Origin of the sequence: Citrobacter sp. 21OH12SH02A-Citro (genome assembly GCF_027919895.1) — a bacterium.
GTDB lineage: Bacteria > Pseudomonadota > Gammaproteobacteria > Enterobacterales > Enterobacteriaceae > Citrobacter > Citrobacter braakii.
On record NZ_CP114801.1, the window covers coordinates 3171394 to 3187686 of the forward strand.

The window sequence follows — 16293 nt, forward strand, 5'->3', positions numbered from 1 at the left end:
AGTAATGCTTATCAAAATCATTATCAATTACACACTCACTCCCGCGAGGCCTGCAGGGTATAACATCCACAGAGATGTCCCTTCGCGCGAGTGAAACCGTCTACTCAAAAAATAATAAGTCACTCACTAACATGGATAAAAATCGCAATTTGCCTGCCAGTAGTTTTCATTCACTGACTTTTTTTGCCGGTCTGTGTATTGGCCTGTCTCCGGTAGCTCAGGCTGTCGCCGCGGACGATCAAGATAAAAAACAAGAAGATACGCTGGTTGTTGAAGCGGCCAAACCTTCTCTATACGCCCCAACGCAGTCTGCCGACCCTAAGTTCTCCCGCCCGGTAGCGGATACAACTCGCACCATGACAGTGATTTCTGAGCAGGTGATTAAGGATCAAGGCGCAACCAATCTGACCGATGCGCTGAAAAACGTACCGGGCGTTGGCGCGTTTTTCGCCGGTGAGAACGGCAACTCCACTACCGGTGACGCGGTATACATGCGTGGTGCGGATACCTCGAACAGTATTTATATCGACGGTATCCGTGATATTGGCAGCGTTACGCGCGACACTTTCAATACCGAACAGGTTGAAGTGATCAAAGGCCCCTCCGGCACCGACTATGGCCGTAGCGCACCAACGGGCTCCATCAATATGATCAGCAAACAGCCGCGCACCGACTCAGGGATCGATGCCTCGGCCAGCGTCGGTAGCGCCTGGTTCCGCCGTGGTACGCTGGACATTAACCAGGTCATCGGCGAGACCACCGCTGCACGGTTAAACCTGATGGGTGAAAAAACGCATGATGCCGGTCGCGATAACGTTAAGAATGAACGTTATGGTGTGGCCCCCTCTCTCGCCTTTGGCTTAGGCACTGAGAACCGACTGTATCTGAACTATCTGCATGTCACCCAGCACAACACTCCGGATGGCGGTGTCCCCACCATCGGTCTGCCGGGATATTCCGCGCCTTCCGCGGGGACTGCTGCACTGAATCAGTCAGGAAAAGTGGATACGCATAACTTCTACGGTACCAACTCGGATTACGACGATTCGACGACCGATACCGCAACGATGCGTTTTGAACATGACCTGAACGACAGCACCACTATTCGCAACACCACCCGCTGGTCACGCATTAAGCAGGATTATCTGATGACGGCGGTGATGGGCGGCGCGACTAACATCACTCAACCCACCAGCAGCGTCGACACCTGGACCTGGTCACGCCTGGCAAATACCAAAGATGTCAGCAATAAGATCCTGACCAACCAGACCAACCTGACCTCAAAATTTTACACGGGAGCCATCGGTCACGACATCAGCACCGGCGTGGAGCTAACGCGTGAAACGCAAACCAACTATGGTGTAAACCCGATCACCCCGCCGTCGGTAAATATCTATCATCCCGACAGCAATGTGAATATCGGCGGATTGTCTCGTAACGGCGCTAATGCTAACGGGCAAACCGATACCTTCGGTGTATACGCCTTTGATACGCTACAGATTACCCGTGAGTTTGAACTAAACGGTGGTATTCGCCTCGACAATTACCGCACGGAATATGACAGCGCCACCGCTTGCGGCGCTTCTGGTCGCGGCGCGGTCGCGTGTCCGACAGGCGCGGCGAAAGGTTCTCCGGTCACCACCGTGGATACTGCCAAATCAGGCAATCTGGTGAACTGGAAAGCGGGCGCGCTGTATCACCTGACCGATAACGGTAACGTTTACATTAACTACGCCGTTTCTCAGCAACCGCCGGGCGGCAGCAACTTTGCCCTCGCTCAGGGCGGAAGCGGTAACAGTGCGAACCGTACCGATTTCAAACCGCAGAAAGCGAAAACCAGCGAGATCGGCACCAAATGGGAGGTGCTGGATAAGCGCCTGCTGTTAACTGCCGCGATTTTCCGTACGGATATTGAGAACGAAGTTGAGCAGAACGACGACGGCACATATTCCCAGTACGGGGAGAAGCGCGTTGAAGGTTACGAACTCTCGGTAGCAGGGAACATCACTCCCGCATGGCAGGTTATTGGGGGTTACACCCAGCAGCGCGCGACGATCCACAGCGGCAAAAACGTTGCTCAGGATGGTTCTTCATCTCTGCCGTATACGCCAGAACATGCGTTCACGCTGTGGAACCAGTACCAGGCTACCGATAATATTTCCGTTGGCGCGGGCGCTCGCTACGTGGGCAGTATGCATCGCGGTTCCGACGGGGCCGTGGGTACGCCATCCTACACCGAAGGTTACTGGGTCGCCGACGCGAAACTGGGTTATCGCGTGAATCGCAATCTCGATTTCCAGTTGAACGTCTATAACCTGTTCGACACCGATTATGTATCCTCCATTAACAAGAGCGGATACCGTTACCATCCGGGTGAGCCAAGAACCTTCCTGCTCACGGCAAATATGCATTTCTGATCTTTTACGTGGGGCGTAAGCCCCACTTTCAGGAGAAACACTGATGATGTATCACATTCCCGGCATTCTGTCGGCGCAGGATGTCGCCTGGTTTCGCGAACAACTGGACGCTGCCGACTGGGTTGATGGCCGCGCAACCACCGGCGCTCAGGGCGCGCAGGTTAAAAACAACCAGCAGGTGAATACGCAAAGTGAACGTTACGGCGTTTTACAACAGGCGGTACAAAACGCGGTGAACAACAGCGCGTTATTCTTCGCCGCTGCATTACCGAAAACGCTTTCCACACCGCTGTTCAATCGCTACCAGCACAACGAGACCTACGGTTTTCACGTTGACGGCGCGGTGCGTAGTCATCCGCAAAACGGCTGGATGCGCACAGATCTTTCCGCCACCTTATTCCTGAGTAATCCCGACGATTATGAGGGAGGAGAGCTGCTGGTCAATGACACCTACGGCCAGCATGCGGTAAAACTTCCGGCAGGCGATCTGGTACTTTACCCTTCCAGCAGCCTGCACTGCGTTACGCCGGTGACCCGTGGGGTTCGGGTGGCATCCTTTATGTGGATCCAGTCGATGATCCGGGACGACAAAAATCGCGCCATGCTTTTTGAACTGGATAAAAACATCCAGTCCCTGAAGACACGTCATGGGGAGAGTAGCGAGATCCTGTCGCTTCTCAATCTCTACCATAACCTGCTGCGCGAATGGTCTGAAATCTGATACCGCTGACACGTGGTCGTTTTTCAGCCATCACATTCGCTATACTTATTCTGTAGACATCAGCAGGAGGTAGGTATGGCATCCGGATGGGCAAATGACGACGCTGTTAACGAACAGATCAACAATACTATTGAAGATGCTGTTGCCCGCGCCCGCGGTGAGTTACCGACGGGGGAAAGTCTGTATGAATGCGAAGAATGTGGCAATCCAATCCCTCAGGCCAGACGGGAGGCCGTGCCCGGCGTACGCTTGTGCATCACATGCCAGCAGGATAAAGATTCACATAGCGCAGCATTTTCAGGATATAATCGCAGAGGTTCGAAAGACAGCCAGCTACGTTGACTTATCTTTACCGAAAGTTTCAGCGCATACGATTTCCTTTACGAGCACGCTTTTTTGCACTCTGTGTAGCAAAATGTGCCGTTGTCGGTTTCTCTGTAAAGCGCAATGACAAGAACTGTAAATCCCTCTTTCGAATTTATTAATATTCAATAAGTTATTTGTCATTCAATTTTTTTGATTGATGTCGTCAATTCTATTCGATTTTATCTCGCATAAAAAAACGTGATACTTCTCACATCGACGAAACAACGTCTTCTTAAAGAACACTGACTAACAGAACAAACCTGCGAGAAATTAATCATGAAAAATATCAAATTTGCTGTTGCCGCCATCGCTCTGTCTACCCTGTCATTTGGCGTTTTCGCTGCCGAGCCAGTTTCCTCTACTCAGGCGCAAAACATGAACAAAATTGGTGTGGTATCTGCTGACGGCGCCACCACGCTGGACGGCCTGGAAGCAAAACTGGCTGAAAAAGCGACGGCTGCTGGCGCAACGGGTTACAGCATCACTTCCGCTATCGGCAAAGACAAAATGAGCGGCACCGCGGTTATCTATAAATAACCGAAAGATTACCTGTACGACCCAATGCTCCAACCCTCATTGACCCTGTTTGTTACCCTTTGTTTGCCCGTCCGCCACTGGACGGGCTTTTTTTTTGCTTAGTGTTCCAGTCGTTGACGGAATTCCTGCAACACGGCGTCTGGCATCCCTATTTGCAACGCCGCCTCGCAAATCGCCTGCCAGCTTCCGGCATCCAGCGGAATACCTTGCTCCAGCCGTTCTTCACGAGTATTCACCTCCCACTCCCCTGGCAACAGGATCGGGGCATCTTCAGCATGGGGGGACGCTTTCACCCACTTAGCAAATGCCGCGACCTGGTTGTCGCAGTCCGGCGCGCCAAACAGTTCCGGATTCATAATGATGGTCGTCATACAGTTAATGATGGCATCCGCGCTGGTCTGCAGGCTCTCTTCATGTGTGGTTTTACCACCAGAAAGCGCTCCCCCCATAATTTCGCACATTGCCGCCAGCGCATAACCTTTGTGTTGGGCGAAGGTCAGCAACGACCCCAGCGGAGAGACCTGCATTACGGCAGGATCGGTTGTGGGTACCCCATTAGCATCAATCAGGCATCCCGGAGCCACCGGCTCACCCTTGTGCCATGCCACGCGGGTTTTGCCAAACGCGATGGCGCTGGTTGCATAGTCCAGCAACAACGGGAACGTATTTTTACGTGGGAACACCACACAGAAGGGGTTGGTGCCAAATCGACTATCGCGGCCATGAAACGGTGCGACCATCGGGATCCCTACCACATTCACAAAGTGCACCGAAACAAAACCCGCCGCCGCACATTGCTCCGCCCAGTAGCCAATGCGTCCAATATGGTGCGAATTATGTAATGCCACGGCAGCGATACCGTACTGGCGCGCTTTTTCGATCCCAAGCGTAATTGCCTCGTGGGCCGCCACCTGACCAAATGCGCAGTCGCCGTCAAGCGTAATCACCGCTCCCGCATCGTTGACCACTTTGGCATGGCGGTTGATCTGCAGGTGTCCCTGCGAAAATGAGCGAATATAACTTGGGATCATGCCGATACCGTGGGAGTCGTGGCCGGCGAGGTTAGAGGCTATCAGATGATCGGCCACCAGCCGCGCCTCCAGCTCATTGCTTCCCATCTGGTGAAAAACGGCCTGGATAAAGGCGTGCAGTGTTGGCGCATGGAAGCGATGTCCACTGTTCATTGTTATCTCCTGTTGTGTCGCGTGTTGATTGTGGTTCTTATTTTTCAACAAACTATGCTGCGCCACAGCGCTCAGGAGATCAATAAACGTGCAGAAATTTCACGTTGCCGGAAGGCGTGAAGCGACGGGCCAGGCAAATGACCCGTCGAGAGAAAGAAAAATCAGAAGCTTTGCTCGACGCGGCCAAGTCCTTCAGCCAGCGTCGCGGATTCACCGGTTGCTACCAGGCAGCAGGCCATCTGGATCTTCAGCGATGCCGGAACCGGCTCACTGCCCGCCAGACAACGCTCAATCCAGCGCGCGGTAGTTTCCGGGTCTTTAGCCACCGGCAGTGGGACCGGCTCATCGGGCATCTCGCTCTGCCGGTCCTGTAGCACTCGCACGCCGGACGAATCTATCAGGCTTATCTGCGGGCAGCGCTGCGGGTTGGCGTACACTTCACCCTCGGTACCGTGCATCAACAGGGCACGCCCACCGATATCGCCGAAAAATTTCGCCACGCGCGATACGTATTCCGGGTGGGAAACGCTGGAAAGACGCAGCGCGGCATCTTCGGCAAACGGCGTGGCTAATTTAGCCAGCGTATGCGCACTGTTACGCACGCCCATTCGCCAGCGCATCGCCAGCTGTTTTTCCAGCGGAGGACACAGCGCACTCACCGGGATAAACACCGGCTCATGACCATCCAGCTTTGCCTGCGCCTGCCCGGCATGCAGCGTCGGCGCAATCCCCATCAGTTCGAAAATGGTTTCAGTCAGCACGCGGGTTGGATCCTCGCTGACACCGTGCACCACCACCGGGAAGCCCAGTTTATGCAGTAAAATCGCCAGCAGCGGAGTCAAATTTGCCTGCTTGCGCGCGCCATTGTAGCTGGGAATGACAATCGGCATGGGTTTGGCCACTGGCGGAGTCAGGCGAATGGTGTGGTTCTGCATCGCTTCGTAAAAGCCCAGCATCTCCGCTTCGCCTTCGCCTTTAATACGCAGCGCAATCAGTACACCGCCCATCTCAAGATCGGGCACCTCGCCGTTCATCATATGGGTATACAGTCCGCGAGCAGTATCCTTATCCAGGTCACGCGCGTGATTTTTTCCTCGCCCAATCTCTTTGATGATTTTGCGGTAATCCATCGATAACTCCTTGCCTGTTGCTCGCATCGTTAACGCCGACGGCGACGCGTGGGTTTCGCTTTTTCTTTTGGTTTTACTATAACGTCTGGCACAGCAGGTTGCTCTATCGGAAATATGGGTAATGCGTTCAGTAAACGCTTGCCATAGCTTTTGGTCAATAAACGCTTGTCATAAATAACCACTTCTCCCCAGCAGCCGTGGCTACGAATGAGTCGCCCAACCTGCTGGATCAAATTGAACGATGCCGCGGGCAAGCTCTGCACCTCAAAGGGGTAGCGGTTCAGGCTTTTCAGCCACTCGCCCTCGGTGATCACCACCGGGCTGTCGATAGGCGGAAAAGCAATTTTGTGAATATGCACCTGGGTCAGCAAGTCGCCTTTCAAATCCAGCCCTTCGGCAAAAGATTGCAGCCCAATCAGTACGCTACGCTCGCCGTTGGTCACCCGCTTGCGGTGCAGCTCCACCAGTCGATAGCGCGGCTGGTCGCCCTGTACCAGCAACAGCAGACGCAGATCGGTAACGTGCTCAAGAAAACGCTGCATTGCCCGACCGCTGGCAAAGAGTACCAGCATGCCCTGATGCTTTTTACTTTCCAGCTGTTCGCGGAAATAGGCGGCCATTTCCGCGATATGCTGCTCTTCGTTATCAATTGACGGTTCGTAGCGCATCTGCGGAATGACGATTTTGCCTTGCTCAACGTGATTAAACGGTGAATCCAGCGCGATAAACCGGTCCCCTGCTTTTTCTTTCAGCCCGCTCATCTCCTGCAAACGCGAGAAGCTGTTGAGCGAACGCAGCGTGGCGGAGGTCACGATAATATGCGGTACGCTGCGCCACAGCAGTCGTTCAAGCTGATCGCTCACGCGGATCCCCACACAGTGGAACCAGACGTGGATCTGCCCGTCACGCACTTCGCGCGTCGCCCATTTACTCACCGGCGCGCCTGACGACTGCGCGAGCGAAGCCAGCCGCCACAGTTTGCTTTGCGCCTCAAACATGCCCAACGCCCGATTCATCTGCAAAATAACCCGATGCAGACGCACAATATCGTGGGTGCCGGTTTTTTCGCTGAGATCGTTGAGGAACAGTTCCGCCAGACCGCGCAGCATTTCTGTTAGCTTCGCCAGACGCTGACAAATCTCCATCACTTCCGCAGGCAGTTCGCCCATCGCGAAGCGGTGTTCCGCCTCCTGGGTCGCAGGCATGTACAGATTAAGAATGTTATTGAGCGATGAAATCAGCTCATACAGTTCCTCACAGTGACCGTTCAGACGCTCGGCATTCGCCAGCGGCGGCGTGGTTTTTGGACGAAACTGTTCCAGGCAGGTGGCCACTAATTTGCAAAACAGATCCAACTGCAGTCGATACCAGGGGGCGCTGATTTCTGCGCTCATCTCCAGCGCATCGCGCGCGACGTCCGGCAAATGGTGACCTTCATCAAGAACCAGCAGCAGGTTCTTCGGCTCCGGCAAAACAGCTTCGCTTTCCATGGCTGCCATCACCAGCGCGTGGTTAGCCACCACCACTTCGGCTTCCTGAATCTCACGGCGGGCGACAAAAAAGGGGCATTCACGATAGTAGTGACAGTTACGATTCAAACAGCTGGCTTTATCAGTGCTCAGGCGCTGCCAGAGTCCGTCGTCGATAGCGATATCCGTGTGATCGCGCAGCCCGTCCCACTTGTAGCTATCGAGATCGCCTTTTAGCCTGGCGCAGCGCTTTTGTTCTTCCTGGTTGTTGGGCGTCAGGTCATCGTCGAGAAAGGCCAACAGATCCTGCTGATTGGGTTCGCTACTGGCCAGCGCCGCTAAATTACGCGGGCAGACATAACGCCCGCGACCAAACGCGGCGGTAAAACGCAGATCGGGGATAATTTTGCGCAGCAGCGGTAAATCTTTGCTGTAGATCTGATCCTGTAAAGCAACGTTGGCGGTACTGACCACCAGCGTTTTTTGTTCTTCACGCGCTATGGCAATACCGGGAATCAGGTACGACAGCGTTTTCCCCACCCCGGTCGGCGCTTCAATTGCCAGATGCCGCCCTTCTTCCCCAGTGAGCGTTTTCGCGACGTCAGCAATCATCTGCCGCTGCGGCGCACGGGGAATAAAGTCGGGGATCTGTTCCTGAAGCGCCTTATACCAGGCGGCAATTTGCGCTTTTAGCGCAGCCGTTAGTGCCATGAGAAAACCTGAAATACTGTATAAACAGCCACTATTGTGGCACTTTCTGATACGTGTCGCAAAAAGAAAAGCCCGACCTTTCGGCCGGGCTCGCAATTACTGCGCTGAAGACGGTTTGCGCGGACGGCGCGGTGGACGAGGCTTATCGCCCGCCGGTTTGCCTTCGCCGCTACGCGGTTTCGCTTTTGGCGCACCGCCATCCTGACGACGCGGCTGCTGGCCACGCCCTGCGCCACCCTGACCGCGACCACCGCCGCCACGCTGCTGGCGACCATTCTGGATCGGCTCGGCTTTGATGGACGGGTCCGGCTCGTAGCCTGGCATCGCAATTCGCGGGATCTCTTTTTTCAGCAGCTTCTCGATGTCACGCAGCAGCTTGTGTTCATCAACGCACACCAGAGACAACGCTTCGCCGGTAGCGGCCGCACGACCGGTACGACCAATACGGTGCACATAATCTTCCGGGACATTTGGCAGCTCGTAGTTCACGACGTGCGGCAGCTCTTCAATATCCAGACCGCGCGCGGCAATATCGGTCGCCACCAGCACACGAATATCACCGGATTTAAAATCAGCCAGCGCACGCGTACGCGCCCCCTGAGATTTATTACCGTGGATCGCCGCGCTGCGAATGCCGTCTTTATTCAGCTGTTCCGCCAGATGGTTCGCACCATGTTTGGTACGGGTAAACACCAGCACCTGCTGCCAGTTGCCCTGACCGATCATCTGCGACAACAGTTCACGTTTACGCTTTTTATCAACAAAATGAACGTGCTGAGTCACCTGCTCTGACGCGGTATTACGGCGCGCCACTTCGATTTCCAGCGGATTGTGCAGCAGCTTTTCGGCCAGCGACTTAATATCATCAGAGAACGTTGCTGAGAACAGCAGGTTCTGGCGTTTTGCCGGCAGTTTCGCCAGAACGCGACGGATATCATGAATAAAGCCCATATCCAGCATGCGGTCAGCTTCATCCAGTACCAGAATCTCAACCTGATCCAGTTTCACCGCATTCTGGTGTTCCAGATCGAGCAAACGACCAGGCGTGGCGATCAGCACATCCACACCGCCGCGCAGCTTCATCATCTGCGGGTTAATGCTCACGCCGCCGAAGACCACCAGCGAGCGAATATTCAGATACTTACTATAATCACGTACGTTTTCGCCAATCTGGGCCGCCAGTTCGCGGGTTGGCGTGAGGATCAGCGCACGCACCGGACGACGGCTTTTGCCATGCGGCTGATGGGTAATCAGGTGCTGCAACAGCGGCAGGGTAAAACCTGCCGTTTTCCCCGTACCGGTCTGGGCGCTAGCCATCAGATCGCGGCCTTCCAGCACGGCAGGGATCGCCTGCTGCTGAATAGGGGTAGGTTCACGGTAACCCTGCTCGGCAACGGCACGTAAAATATCAGGGTTTAAACCAAGGGAATCAAAAGACATAACAACTCCGAACCACCCTGACCGTTACCGGTGTCGTTTTCAGGGAGATACATATAATAAAGATGACAAAAACCACAATGTCATGAAGGGGCGGAGTGTAGCAGTTTTTGTGATGTGCCGCATAAATTATCCCTGCGCTGAAAAATAACGGTCCGGACTGGACAAGGTTACACATCAGTCATAATCTTAATCAATCGATTGATTAAGATCTGAGTCGTGCTATGAATACACCCACCATGACAACCAAAGGTGAACAGGCGAAAAATCAGCTTATTGCCGCCGCGCTGGCGCAGTTTGGCGAGTATGGTCTGCACGCCACTACTCGCGATATCGCCGCGCAGGCCGGGCAAAATATTGCTGCCATCACCTACTATTTTGGCTCAAAAGAGGATTTATATCTCGCCTGCGCCCAGTGGATTGCGGATTTTATCGGCTCACAGTTTCGCCCGCATGCTGAAGAAGCCGAGCGTCTGTTTGCTCAGCCGGAACCGGATCGTGGCGCGATGCGCGAACAGATCCTCCGCGCCTGCAAAAATATGATCATGCTGTTAACCCAGGACGATACCGTTAACCTGAGCAAATTTATTTCGCGCGAACAGCTTTCCCCCACCGCGGCTTATCAACTGGTGCACGACCAGGTTATCAATCCGCTACATACTCACCTGACGCGCCTGATTGCTGCCTATACCGGCGGCGATGCCAACGATACCCAAATGATCCTGCACACCCACGCCCTACTCGGCGAGGTACTGGCCTTTCGTCTGGGGAAAGAAACCATTCTGTTGCGTACGGGCTGGTCACAATTTGATGAGGATAAAACCGCGCTGATTGACCAAACGATCACCTGTCACATCGATCTTATTCTGCAAGGTTTAACGCAAAGGAGTCTGGAGTCATGAAAAAACCTGTCGTTCTCGGGCTGGTCATCGCGGCCCTCGTTGCCGTGATTGCCGGTGGAACGTGGTGGTATCAAAGTCGGCAAGATAACGGTCTGACGCTGTACGGCAATGTCGATATCCGTAGCGTCAACCTGAGTTTTCGCGTCGGCGGCAGGCTGGCCTCGCTGGCGGTTGACGAAGGCGATGCCATTACCGCCGGTCAGGTGCTGGGTGAACTGGACCGAGCACCGTATGAAAACGCATTAATGCAGGCAAAAGCGAATGTTGCCGCCGCCCAGGCGCAATACGATCTGATGCTGGCAGGGTATCGTGAAGAGGAGATCGCGCAAACCGCAGCGGCAGTCAAACAGGCGCAGGCAGCCTATGATTACGCGCAAAACTTTTACAATCGGCAGGTGGGATTGTGGAAAAGCCGCACTATCTCCGCCAACGATCTGGAAAACGCCCGTTCATCACGCGATCAGGCGCTGGCCTCTCTGAAATCCGCACAGGATAAACTCAGCCAATACCGCAGCGGTAATCGTGTGCAGGACATCGAGCAGGCGAAAGCCACGCTCGAACAAGCTCAGGCCGAGCTGGCCCAGGCAGAGCTTAATTTGCATGACACCACGCTGACCTCGCCGTCTGACGGCACGTTACTCACCCGTGCGGTCGAACCCGGCAGCATGTTGAACGAAGGGGGCACGGTACTGACGCTGTCACTCACGCGTCCGGTATGGGTTCGTGCCTACGTTGACGAACGAAATCTGAGCCAGGCGCAGCCAGGACGCGAAATCCTGCTTTACACCGATGGCCGTCCGGACAAACCGTATCACGGTAAAATCGGCTTCGTGTCGCCCACCGCCGAGTTTACCCCAAAAACAGTCGAGACCCCTGACCTGCGCACCGACCTGGTTTATCGCCTGCGTATTGTGGTGACCGACGCGGACGATGCGCTGCGCCAGGGAATGCCGGTAACGATAAAGTTCAGCGATGAGGCACGGCATGAATGACGCCGTCATTACGCTGAATGGACTGACGAAAAACTTTGCCGGAATGGATAAACCGGCCGTCGCCCCGCTCGACTGTACCGTTCATGCGGGCTACGTGACCGGGCTGGTCGGGCCGGATGGTGCTGGCAAAACCACGCTGATGCGAATGCTGGCAGGGCTGTTGAAACCCGACGCCGGTAGCGCAACGGTAATTGGTTTTGATCCCATCAAAGACGACAGCGCGCTGCATGCGGTACTGGGTTACATGCCGCAGAAATTTGGTCTGTATGAAGATTTGACCGTCATGGAGAACCTTAATCTCTATGCAGATTTACGTAGCGTTACCGGTGAAGCGCGAGAAAAAACCTTTGCCCGACTACTGGAATTTACCTCGCTGGGGCCGTTTACCGGACGACTGGCCGGCAAGCTTTCCGGCGGCATGAAGCAGAAGCTCGGACTTGCCTGTACGCTGGTCGGTGAACCCAGCGTGTTACTGCTGGATGAGCCTGGCGTGGGCGTCGACCCTATTTCCCGTCGCGAACTGTGGCAAATGGTTCATGAGCTGGCCGGGGACGGCATGCTGATCCTCTGGAGCACTTCGTATCTGGATGAAGCTGAACAATGCCGTGATGTGCTGCTGATGAACGAAGGTGAATTGCTGTATCAGGGCGATCCCACTCAGCTTACGCAAACCATGTCGGGTCGCAGCTTCCTGATGAGCAGTTCGCAGGAAAATAACCGCCGACTGCTGCAACGCACGTTAAAACTGCCGCAGGTTAGCGACGGGATGATTCAGGGGAAATCCGTCCGCTTAATCCTGAAAAAAGAAGCGACGGCCCAGCAGATTCAAAACGCTGACGGCATGCCGGAGATAACCATCCACGAAACCGCCCCCCGCTTCGAGGATGCCTTTATCGATTTACTCGGCGGGGCCGGAACATCGGAGTCACCGCTGGGCGCTATCCTGCATACCGTGGAAGGCACGCCAGGTGAAACGGTGATCGAAGCCAAAGCGCTGACCAAAAAATTTGGCGATTTTGCCGCTACCGACCACGTAGACTTTGCCGTGCAGCGCGGCGAGATTTTTGGTTTGTTAGGACCCAACGGCGCGGGCAAATCCACCACCTTTAAAATGATGTGCGGCCTGCTGGTCCCCACCTCGGGTAAAGCGCTGGTGCTGGACATGGACCTGAAGGTCAGCTCCGGTAAAGCGCGTCAGCATCTGGGTTATATGGCACAGAAATTCTCCCTGTATGGCAACCTGACGGTTGAACAGAATCTGCGCTTTTTCTCCGGCGTCTACGGCCTGCGCGGTCGGGCGCAGAAGGAGAAAATCGAGCGGATGAGCGAGGCATTCGGCCTGAAGAGTATCGCCTCCCACGCCACCGACGAACTGCCGCTGGGCTTTAAACAGCGCCTGGCGCTGGCCTGTTCGCTGATGCATGAACCCGACATTCTGTTCCTCGATGAACCCACTTCCGGGGTCGATCCGCTCACCCGTCGGGAGTTCTGGTTACATATCAACAGCATGGTGGAAAAAGGCGTCACGGTGATGGTGACCACCCACTTTATGGATGAGGCAGAATACTGCGATCGCATCGGGCTGGTGTATCGCGGCAAACTGATTGCCAGCGGTACGCCGGACGACCTGAAAGCTCAGGCTGCTGACAGTGAGACGCCAGACCCGACCATGGAACAGGCGTTTATCACGCTAATCAATGACTGGGATAAGGAGCATACGCATGAGTAACTCCGTTCTCTCCTGGCGTCGCGTACGCGCGCTGTGCGTGAAAGAGACGCGCCAGATCGTCCGCGATCCCAGCAGTTGGCTGATTGCGGTGGTGATCCCGCTGCTGCTGCTGTTTATCTTCGGCTACGGGATCAACCTCGACTCCAGCAAGCTGCGGGTAGGGATTCTGCTCGAACAGCAAAGCGAAGAGGCACTGGATTTTACCCATACCATGACCGGTTCACCGTATATTGACGCCACCATCAGCGATAACCGTCAGGAATTGATTGAGAAAATGCAGGCCGGGCGCATTCGCGGGCTGGTGGTGATCCCGGTGGATTTCGCCCAGCAGATGGCGCGACCCAACGACGTGGCGCCGATTCAGGTGATCACCGACGGCAGTGAACCGAATACCGCTAACTTTGTGCAGGGTTATGTCGAAGGCATCTGGCAGATTTGGCAACAACAGCGGGCGGAAGATCGCGGAGAATCATTTGAACCTTTGATCGACGTGCAGACCCGCTACTGGTTTAACCCGGCGGCCATCAGCCAACATTTTATTATTCCCGGGGCGGTAACCATCATCATGACGGTTATTGGCGCTATCCTCACCTCATTAGTGGTGGCGCGCGAATGGGAGCGCGGAACCATGGAAGCGCTGTTGTCTACCGAAGTCACCCGCGTCGAACTGCTGCTGTGCAAACTGATCCCCTATTACTTTCTGGGCATGCTGGCGATGCTGCTGTGTATGCTGGTGTCGGTGTTTATTCTCGGCGTGCCCTATCGCGGTTCGTTGCTGATCCTGTTTTTCATTACCAGCCTGTTTCTGCTCAGCACGCTCGGCATGGGGTTGCTTATCTCCACCATCACCCGCAATCAGTTTAACGCCGCGCAGGTCGCGCTAAACGCCGCCTTCCTGCCCTCGATTATGCTGTCGGGTTTTATCTTTCAGATAGACAGCATGCCGGCGATTATCCGGGCAGTAACCTATATTATTCCGGCTCGTTATTTCGTCAGCACCCTACAAAGCCTGTTTCTGGCGGGAAATATTCCGGTGGTGCTGATTATCAACGTGCTGTTTTTAATCGCTTCGGCGGTGATGTTTATTGGCCTGACGTGGCTTAAAACCAAACGTCGGCTGGATTAAGGGGACGGGCATGTTTCATCGCTTATGGACATTAATTCGTAAAGAGCTGCAATCGCTGTTACGTGAACCGCAGACGCGAGCCATTCTGATTTTACCGGTGCTGATTCAGGTTATTCTGTTCCCGTTCGCGGCCACGCTGGAAGTCACCAACGCCACTATCGCTATCTATAACGAAGACAACGGTAAACATTCGGTGGAACTAACCCAGCGCTTCGCTCGCGCCAGCGCCTTTACGCACGTTCTGCTGCTGAAAAGCCCGCAGGAGATCCAGCCCACCATCGACACGCAAAAAGCCCTGTTGCTGGTGCGCTTCCCGGCCAACTTTTCGCGTAATCTGGATACCTTCAAGCAGGCTCCCATGCAGATTATTCTCGACGGGCGTAACTCTAACAGTGCGCAAATTGCCGCGAATTATCTGCAGCAGATCGTTAAGGAGTATCAGCAGGAGCTGATGGACGGCAAGCCGAAACCGAACAACAGCGAGCTGGTGGTGCGTAACTGGTATAACCCGAATCTGGATTACAAATGGTTTGTGGTTCCGTCGCTGATCGCCATGATCACCACCATCGGCGTCATGATCGTCACTTCGCTCTCGGTTGCCCGCGAGCGCGAGCAAGGCACGCTGGATCAGCTGCTGGTCTCCCCGCTTACCACCTGGCAGATATTCATCGGTAAAGCGGTGCCCGCGTTAATTGTGGCAACGTTTCAGGCCACCATTGTGCTGGCGATCGGCATCTGGGCTTATCACATTCCGTTTGCCGGTTCACTGGGGTTGTTCTATTTCACGATGGTGATTTACGGGCTGTCGCTGGTCGGCTTTGGTCTGCTGATTTCATCACTGTGTGCCACCCAGCAGCAGGCGTTTATCGGCGTGTTTGTGTTTATGATGCCGGCGATTTTACTTTCAGGCTACGTCTCGCCGGTCGAAAATATGCCGGTCTGGCTACAGAATCTGACGTGGATAAACCCAATCCGCCATTTTACGGACATCACGAAACAGATTTACCTGAAGGATGCGAGTCTGCAGATTGTGTGGGGAAGTTTGTGGCCGCTGTTGGTGATAGCGGCCACGACCGGCTCAGCGGCGTATGCGATGTTTAGACGCAAGGTGATGTAGCTTTTTGTCTTTCGCCAACAGCGAGACCACGGCGGGTCCGGCAAGGATCACCAGCCCCGCCAGGGCCAGCAAGACGTTGTTTTGCAGCACGCGCGACAGCAACCACAGTACGATCATCGCGGCACCGAAATACCACGTGGTAGTCAGTTCTTCCAGCACATCAGCTACGTCGCGCCAGCGCTGTTCATGGTGACGTTGCAAGGCCAGCATTAATAAAACCGTTACGCCGTAAACGACGCATAATCCCAGGCCGACGCGCACCAGCGTACCGCTCATCCAGCCCATTACCAGCAACGCCACTACCAGTAAATGCAACACAATCTGCCAGCAACTTAGACCCGTTGCGACACGAACACGTTGTTGCCACCTCATGGCTTTTCTCCTGAAGGATTTTCAACTAATTATTCAGAGTACCGGACTTTACGGAAAATTCCGCAACACCGCATCTTTTTGTG

General features: G+C 54.6%; 14 protein-coding genes. 9 read left to right on the forward strand and 5 right to left on the reverse strand.

What is annotated here, in order from left to right:
- The first annotated feature begins 131 nt into the window (after positions 1–131).
- From O6D90_RS15455 to ybiJ, 4 genes are all read left to right on the forward strand, one after another.
- Positions 132–2417 (forward strand): catecholate siderophore receptor Fiu, encoded by a 2286-nt coding sequence (locus tag O6D90_RS15455; protein WP_016156067.1) that lies wholly within the window; start codon positions 132–134, stop codon positions 2415–2417.
- Between the two features lie 43 nt (positions 2418–2460).
- Positions 2461–3138 (forward strand): PKHD-type hydroxylase YbiX, encoded by a 678-nt coding sequence (gene ybiX / locus O6D90_RS15460; protein ID WP_016156066.1) that lies wholly within the window; start codon positions 2461–2463, stop codon positions 3136–3138.
- A 75-nt stretch (positions 3139–3213) separates the two neighbouring features.
- The gene (locus O6D90_RS15465; RefSeq protein ID WP_003035233.1) at positions 3214–3480 is read left to right on the forward strand and encodes a DksA/TraR family C4-type zinc finger protein; all 267 of its coding nucleotides are present in this window, start codon (positions 3214–3216) and stop codon (positions 3478–3480) included.
- A 300-nt stretch (positions 3481–3780) separates the two neighbouring features.
- Positions 3781–4041, forward strand: coding sequence for a DUF1471 family protein YbiJ (ybiJ, locus tag O6D90_RS15470; protein WP_016152363.1), 261 nt, complete (start codon positions 3781–3783; stop codon positions 4039–4041).
- A gap of 98 nt (positions 4042–4139) precedes the next feature.
- Here ybiJ and O6D90_RS15475 read toward each other — a convergent pair whose 3' ends face one another.
- The 4 genes from O6D90_RS15475 to rhlE all read right to left on the reverse strand — a co-directional run bounded on the left by O6D90_RS15475 (position 4140) and on the right by rhlE (position 9975).
- Positions 4140–5225, reverse strand: a complete 1086-nt coding sequence (locus O6D90_RS15475; RefSeq protein ID WP_016156064.1) for a malate/lactate/ureidoglycolate dehydrogenase — start codon at positions 5223–5225, stop codon at positions 4140–4142.
- 161 nt (positions 5226–5386) lie between these two features.
- Positions 5387–6355 (reverse strand): DNA-binding protein YbiB, encoded by a 969-nt coding sequence (ybiB, locus tag O6D90_RS15480; protein WP_016156063.1) that lies wholly within the window; start codon positions 6353–6355, stop codon positions 5387–5389.
- A 29-nt stretch (positions 6356–6384) separates the two neighbouring features.
- Positions 6385–8535: an ATP-dependent DNA helicase DinG gene (gene dinG / locus O6D90_RS15485; RefSeq protein WP_046274637.1), complete on the reverse strand. Its 2151-nt coding sequence runs from the start codon at positions 8533–8535 to the stop codon at positions 6385–6387.
- A gap of 96 nt (positions 8536–8631) precedes the next feature.
- On the reverse strand, positions 8632–9975 hold the full coding sequence (rhlE, locus tag O6D90_RS15490) for an ATP-dependent RNA helicase RhlE (RefSeq protein WP_016152359.1): 1344 nt from the start codon (positions 9973–9975) through the stop codon (positions 8632–8634).
- A 221-nt stretch (positions 9976–10196) separates the two neighbouring features.
- On the opposite strand from rhlE, the gene cecR reads away from it, so the two are divergent.
- Genes cecR through O6D90_RS15515 form a run of 5 tightly spaced genes read left to right on the forward strand, consistent with a single transcriptional unit; the run spans position 10197 to position 15838 of the window.
- Complete coding sequence (gene cecR, locus O6D90_RS15495) at positions 10197–10874, forward strand: transcriptional regulator CecR (protein WP_271143127.1); 678 nt, start codon at positions 10197–10199, stop codon at positions 10872–10874.
- The gene (hlyD, locus tag O6D90_RS15500) at positions 10871–11866 is read left to right on the forward strand and encodes a secretion protein HlyD (RefSeq protein ID WP_016156061.1); all 996 of its coding nucleotides are present in this window, start codon (positions 10871–10873) and stop codon (positions 11864–11866) included. The genes cecR and hlyD overlap by 4 nt, the downstream gene beginning before the upstream one ends.
- On the forward strand, positions 11859–13595 hold the full coding sequence (locus O6D90_RS15505) for an ATP-binding cassette domain-containing protein (protein ID WP_016156060.1): 1737 nt from the start codon (positions 11859–11861) through the stop codon (positions 13593–13595). The genes hlyD and O6D90_RS15505 overlap by 8 nt, the downstream gene beginning before the upstream one ends.
- Entirely contained in the window at positions 13588–14721 is a 1134-nt protein-coding gene (locus O6D90_RS15510) for an ABC transporter permease (protein WP_016156059.1), read from the forward strand. Before O6D90_RS15505 ends, O6D90_RS15510 begins: the two co-directional genes overlap by 8 nt.
- Positions 14722–14731: 10 nt before the next feature.
- Positions 14732–15838, forward strand: a complete 1107-nt coding sequence (locus O6D90_RS15515) for an ABC transporter permease (protein WP_016156058.1) — start codon at positions 14732–14734, stop codon at positions 15836–15838.
- On the opposite strand, the gene O6D90_RS15520 is transcribed toward O6D90_RS15515, so the two are convergent.
- Positions 15800–16210 (reverse strand): YbhQ family protein, encoded by a 411-nt coding sequence (locus O6D90_RS15520; protein WP_016152353.1) that lies wholly within the window; start codon positions 16208–16210, stop codon positions 15800–15802. The two genes, O6D90_RS15515 and O6D90_RS15520, sit on opposite strands and share 39 nt — an antisense overlap.
- Positions 16211–16293 lie beyond the last annotated feature (83 nt).

Bases quoted from the DNA above. Each gene is read 5' to 3' on its own strand.
- O6D90_RS15510 (WP_016156059.1), top strand. From the start codon at position 13,588: ATGAGTAACTCCGTTCTCTCCTGGCGTCGCGTACGCGCGCTGTGCGTG.
- O6D90_RS15465 (WP_003035233.1), top strand. From the start codon at position 3,214: ATGGCATCCGGATGGGCAAATGACGACGCTGTTAACGAACAGATCAAC.
- O6D90_RS15475 (WP_016156064.1), bottom strand. From the start codon at position 5,225: ATGAACAGTGGACATCGCTTCCATGCGCCAACACTGCACGCCTTTATC.
- ybiB (WP_016156063.1), bottom strand. From the start codon at position 6,355: ATGGATTACCGCAAAATCATCAAAGAGATTGGGCGAGGAAAAAATCAC.
- O6D90_RS15505 (WP_016156060.1), top strand. From the start codon at position 11,859: ATGAATGACGCCGTCATTACGCTGAATGGACTGACGAAAAACTTTGCC.
- O6D90_RS15515 (WP_016156058.1), top strand. From the start codon at position 14,732: ATGTTTCATCGCTTATGGACATTAATTCGTAAAGAGCTGCAATCGCTG.
- ybiJ (WP_016152363.1), top strand. From the start codon at position 3,781: ATGAAAAATATCAAATTTGCTGTTGCCGCCATCGCTCTGTCTACCCTG.
- O6D90_RS15455 (WP_016156067.1), top strand. From the start codon at position 132: ATGGATAAAAATCGCAATTTGCCTGCCAGTAGTTTTCATTCACTGACT.
- hlyD (WP_016156061.1), top strand. From the start codon at position 10,871: ATGAAAAAACCTGTCGTTCTCGGGCTGGTCATCGCGGCCCTCGTTGCC.
- O6D90_RS15520 (WP_016152353.1), bottom strand. From the start codon at position 16,210: ATGAGGTGGCAACAACGTGTTCGTGTCGCAACGGGTCTAAGTTGCTGG.
- ybiX (WP_016156066.1), top strand. From the start codon at position 2,461: ATGATGTATCACATTCCCGGCATTCTGTCGGCGCAGGATGTCGCCTGG.
- dinG (WP_046274637.1), bottom strand. From the start codon at position 8,535: ATGGCACTAACGGCTGCGCTAAAAGCGCAAATTGCCGCCTGGTATAAG.
- cecR (WP_271143127.1), top strand. From the start codon at position 10,197: ATGAATACACCCACCATGACAACCAAAGGTGAACAGGCGAAAAATCAG.
- rhlE (WP_016152359.1), bottom strand. From the start codon at position 9,975: ATGTCTTTTGATTCCCTTGGTTTAAACCCTGATATTTTACGTGCCGTT.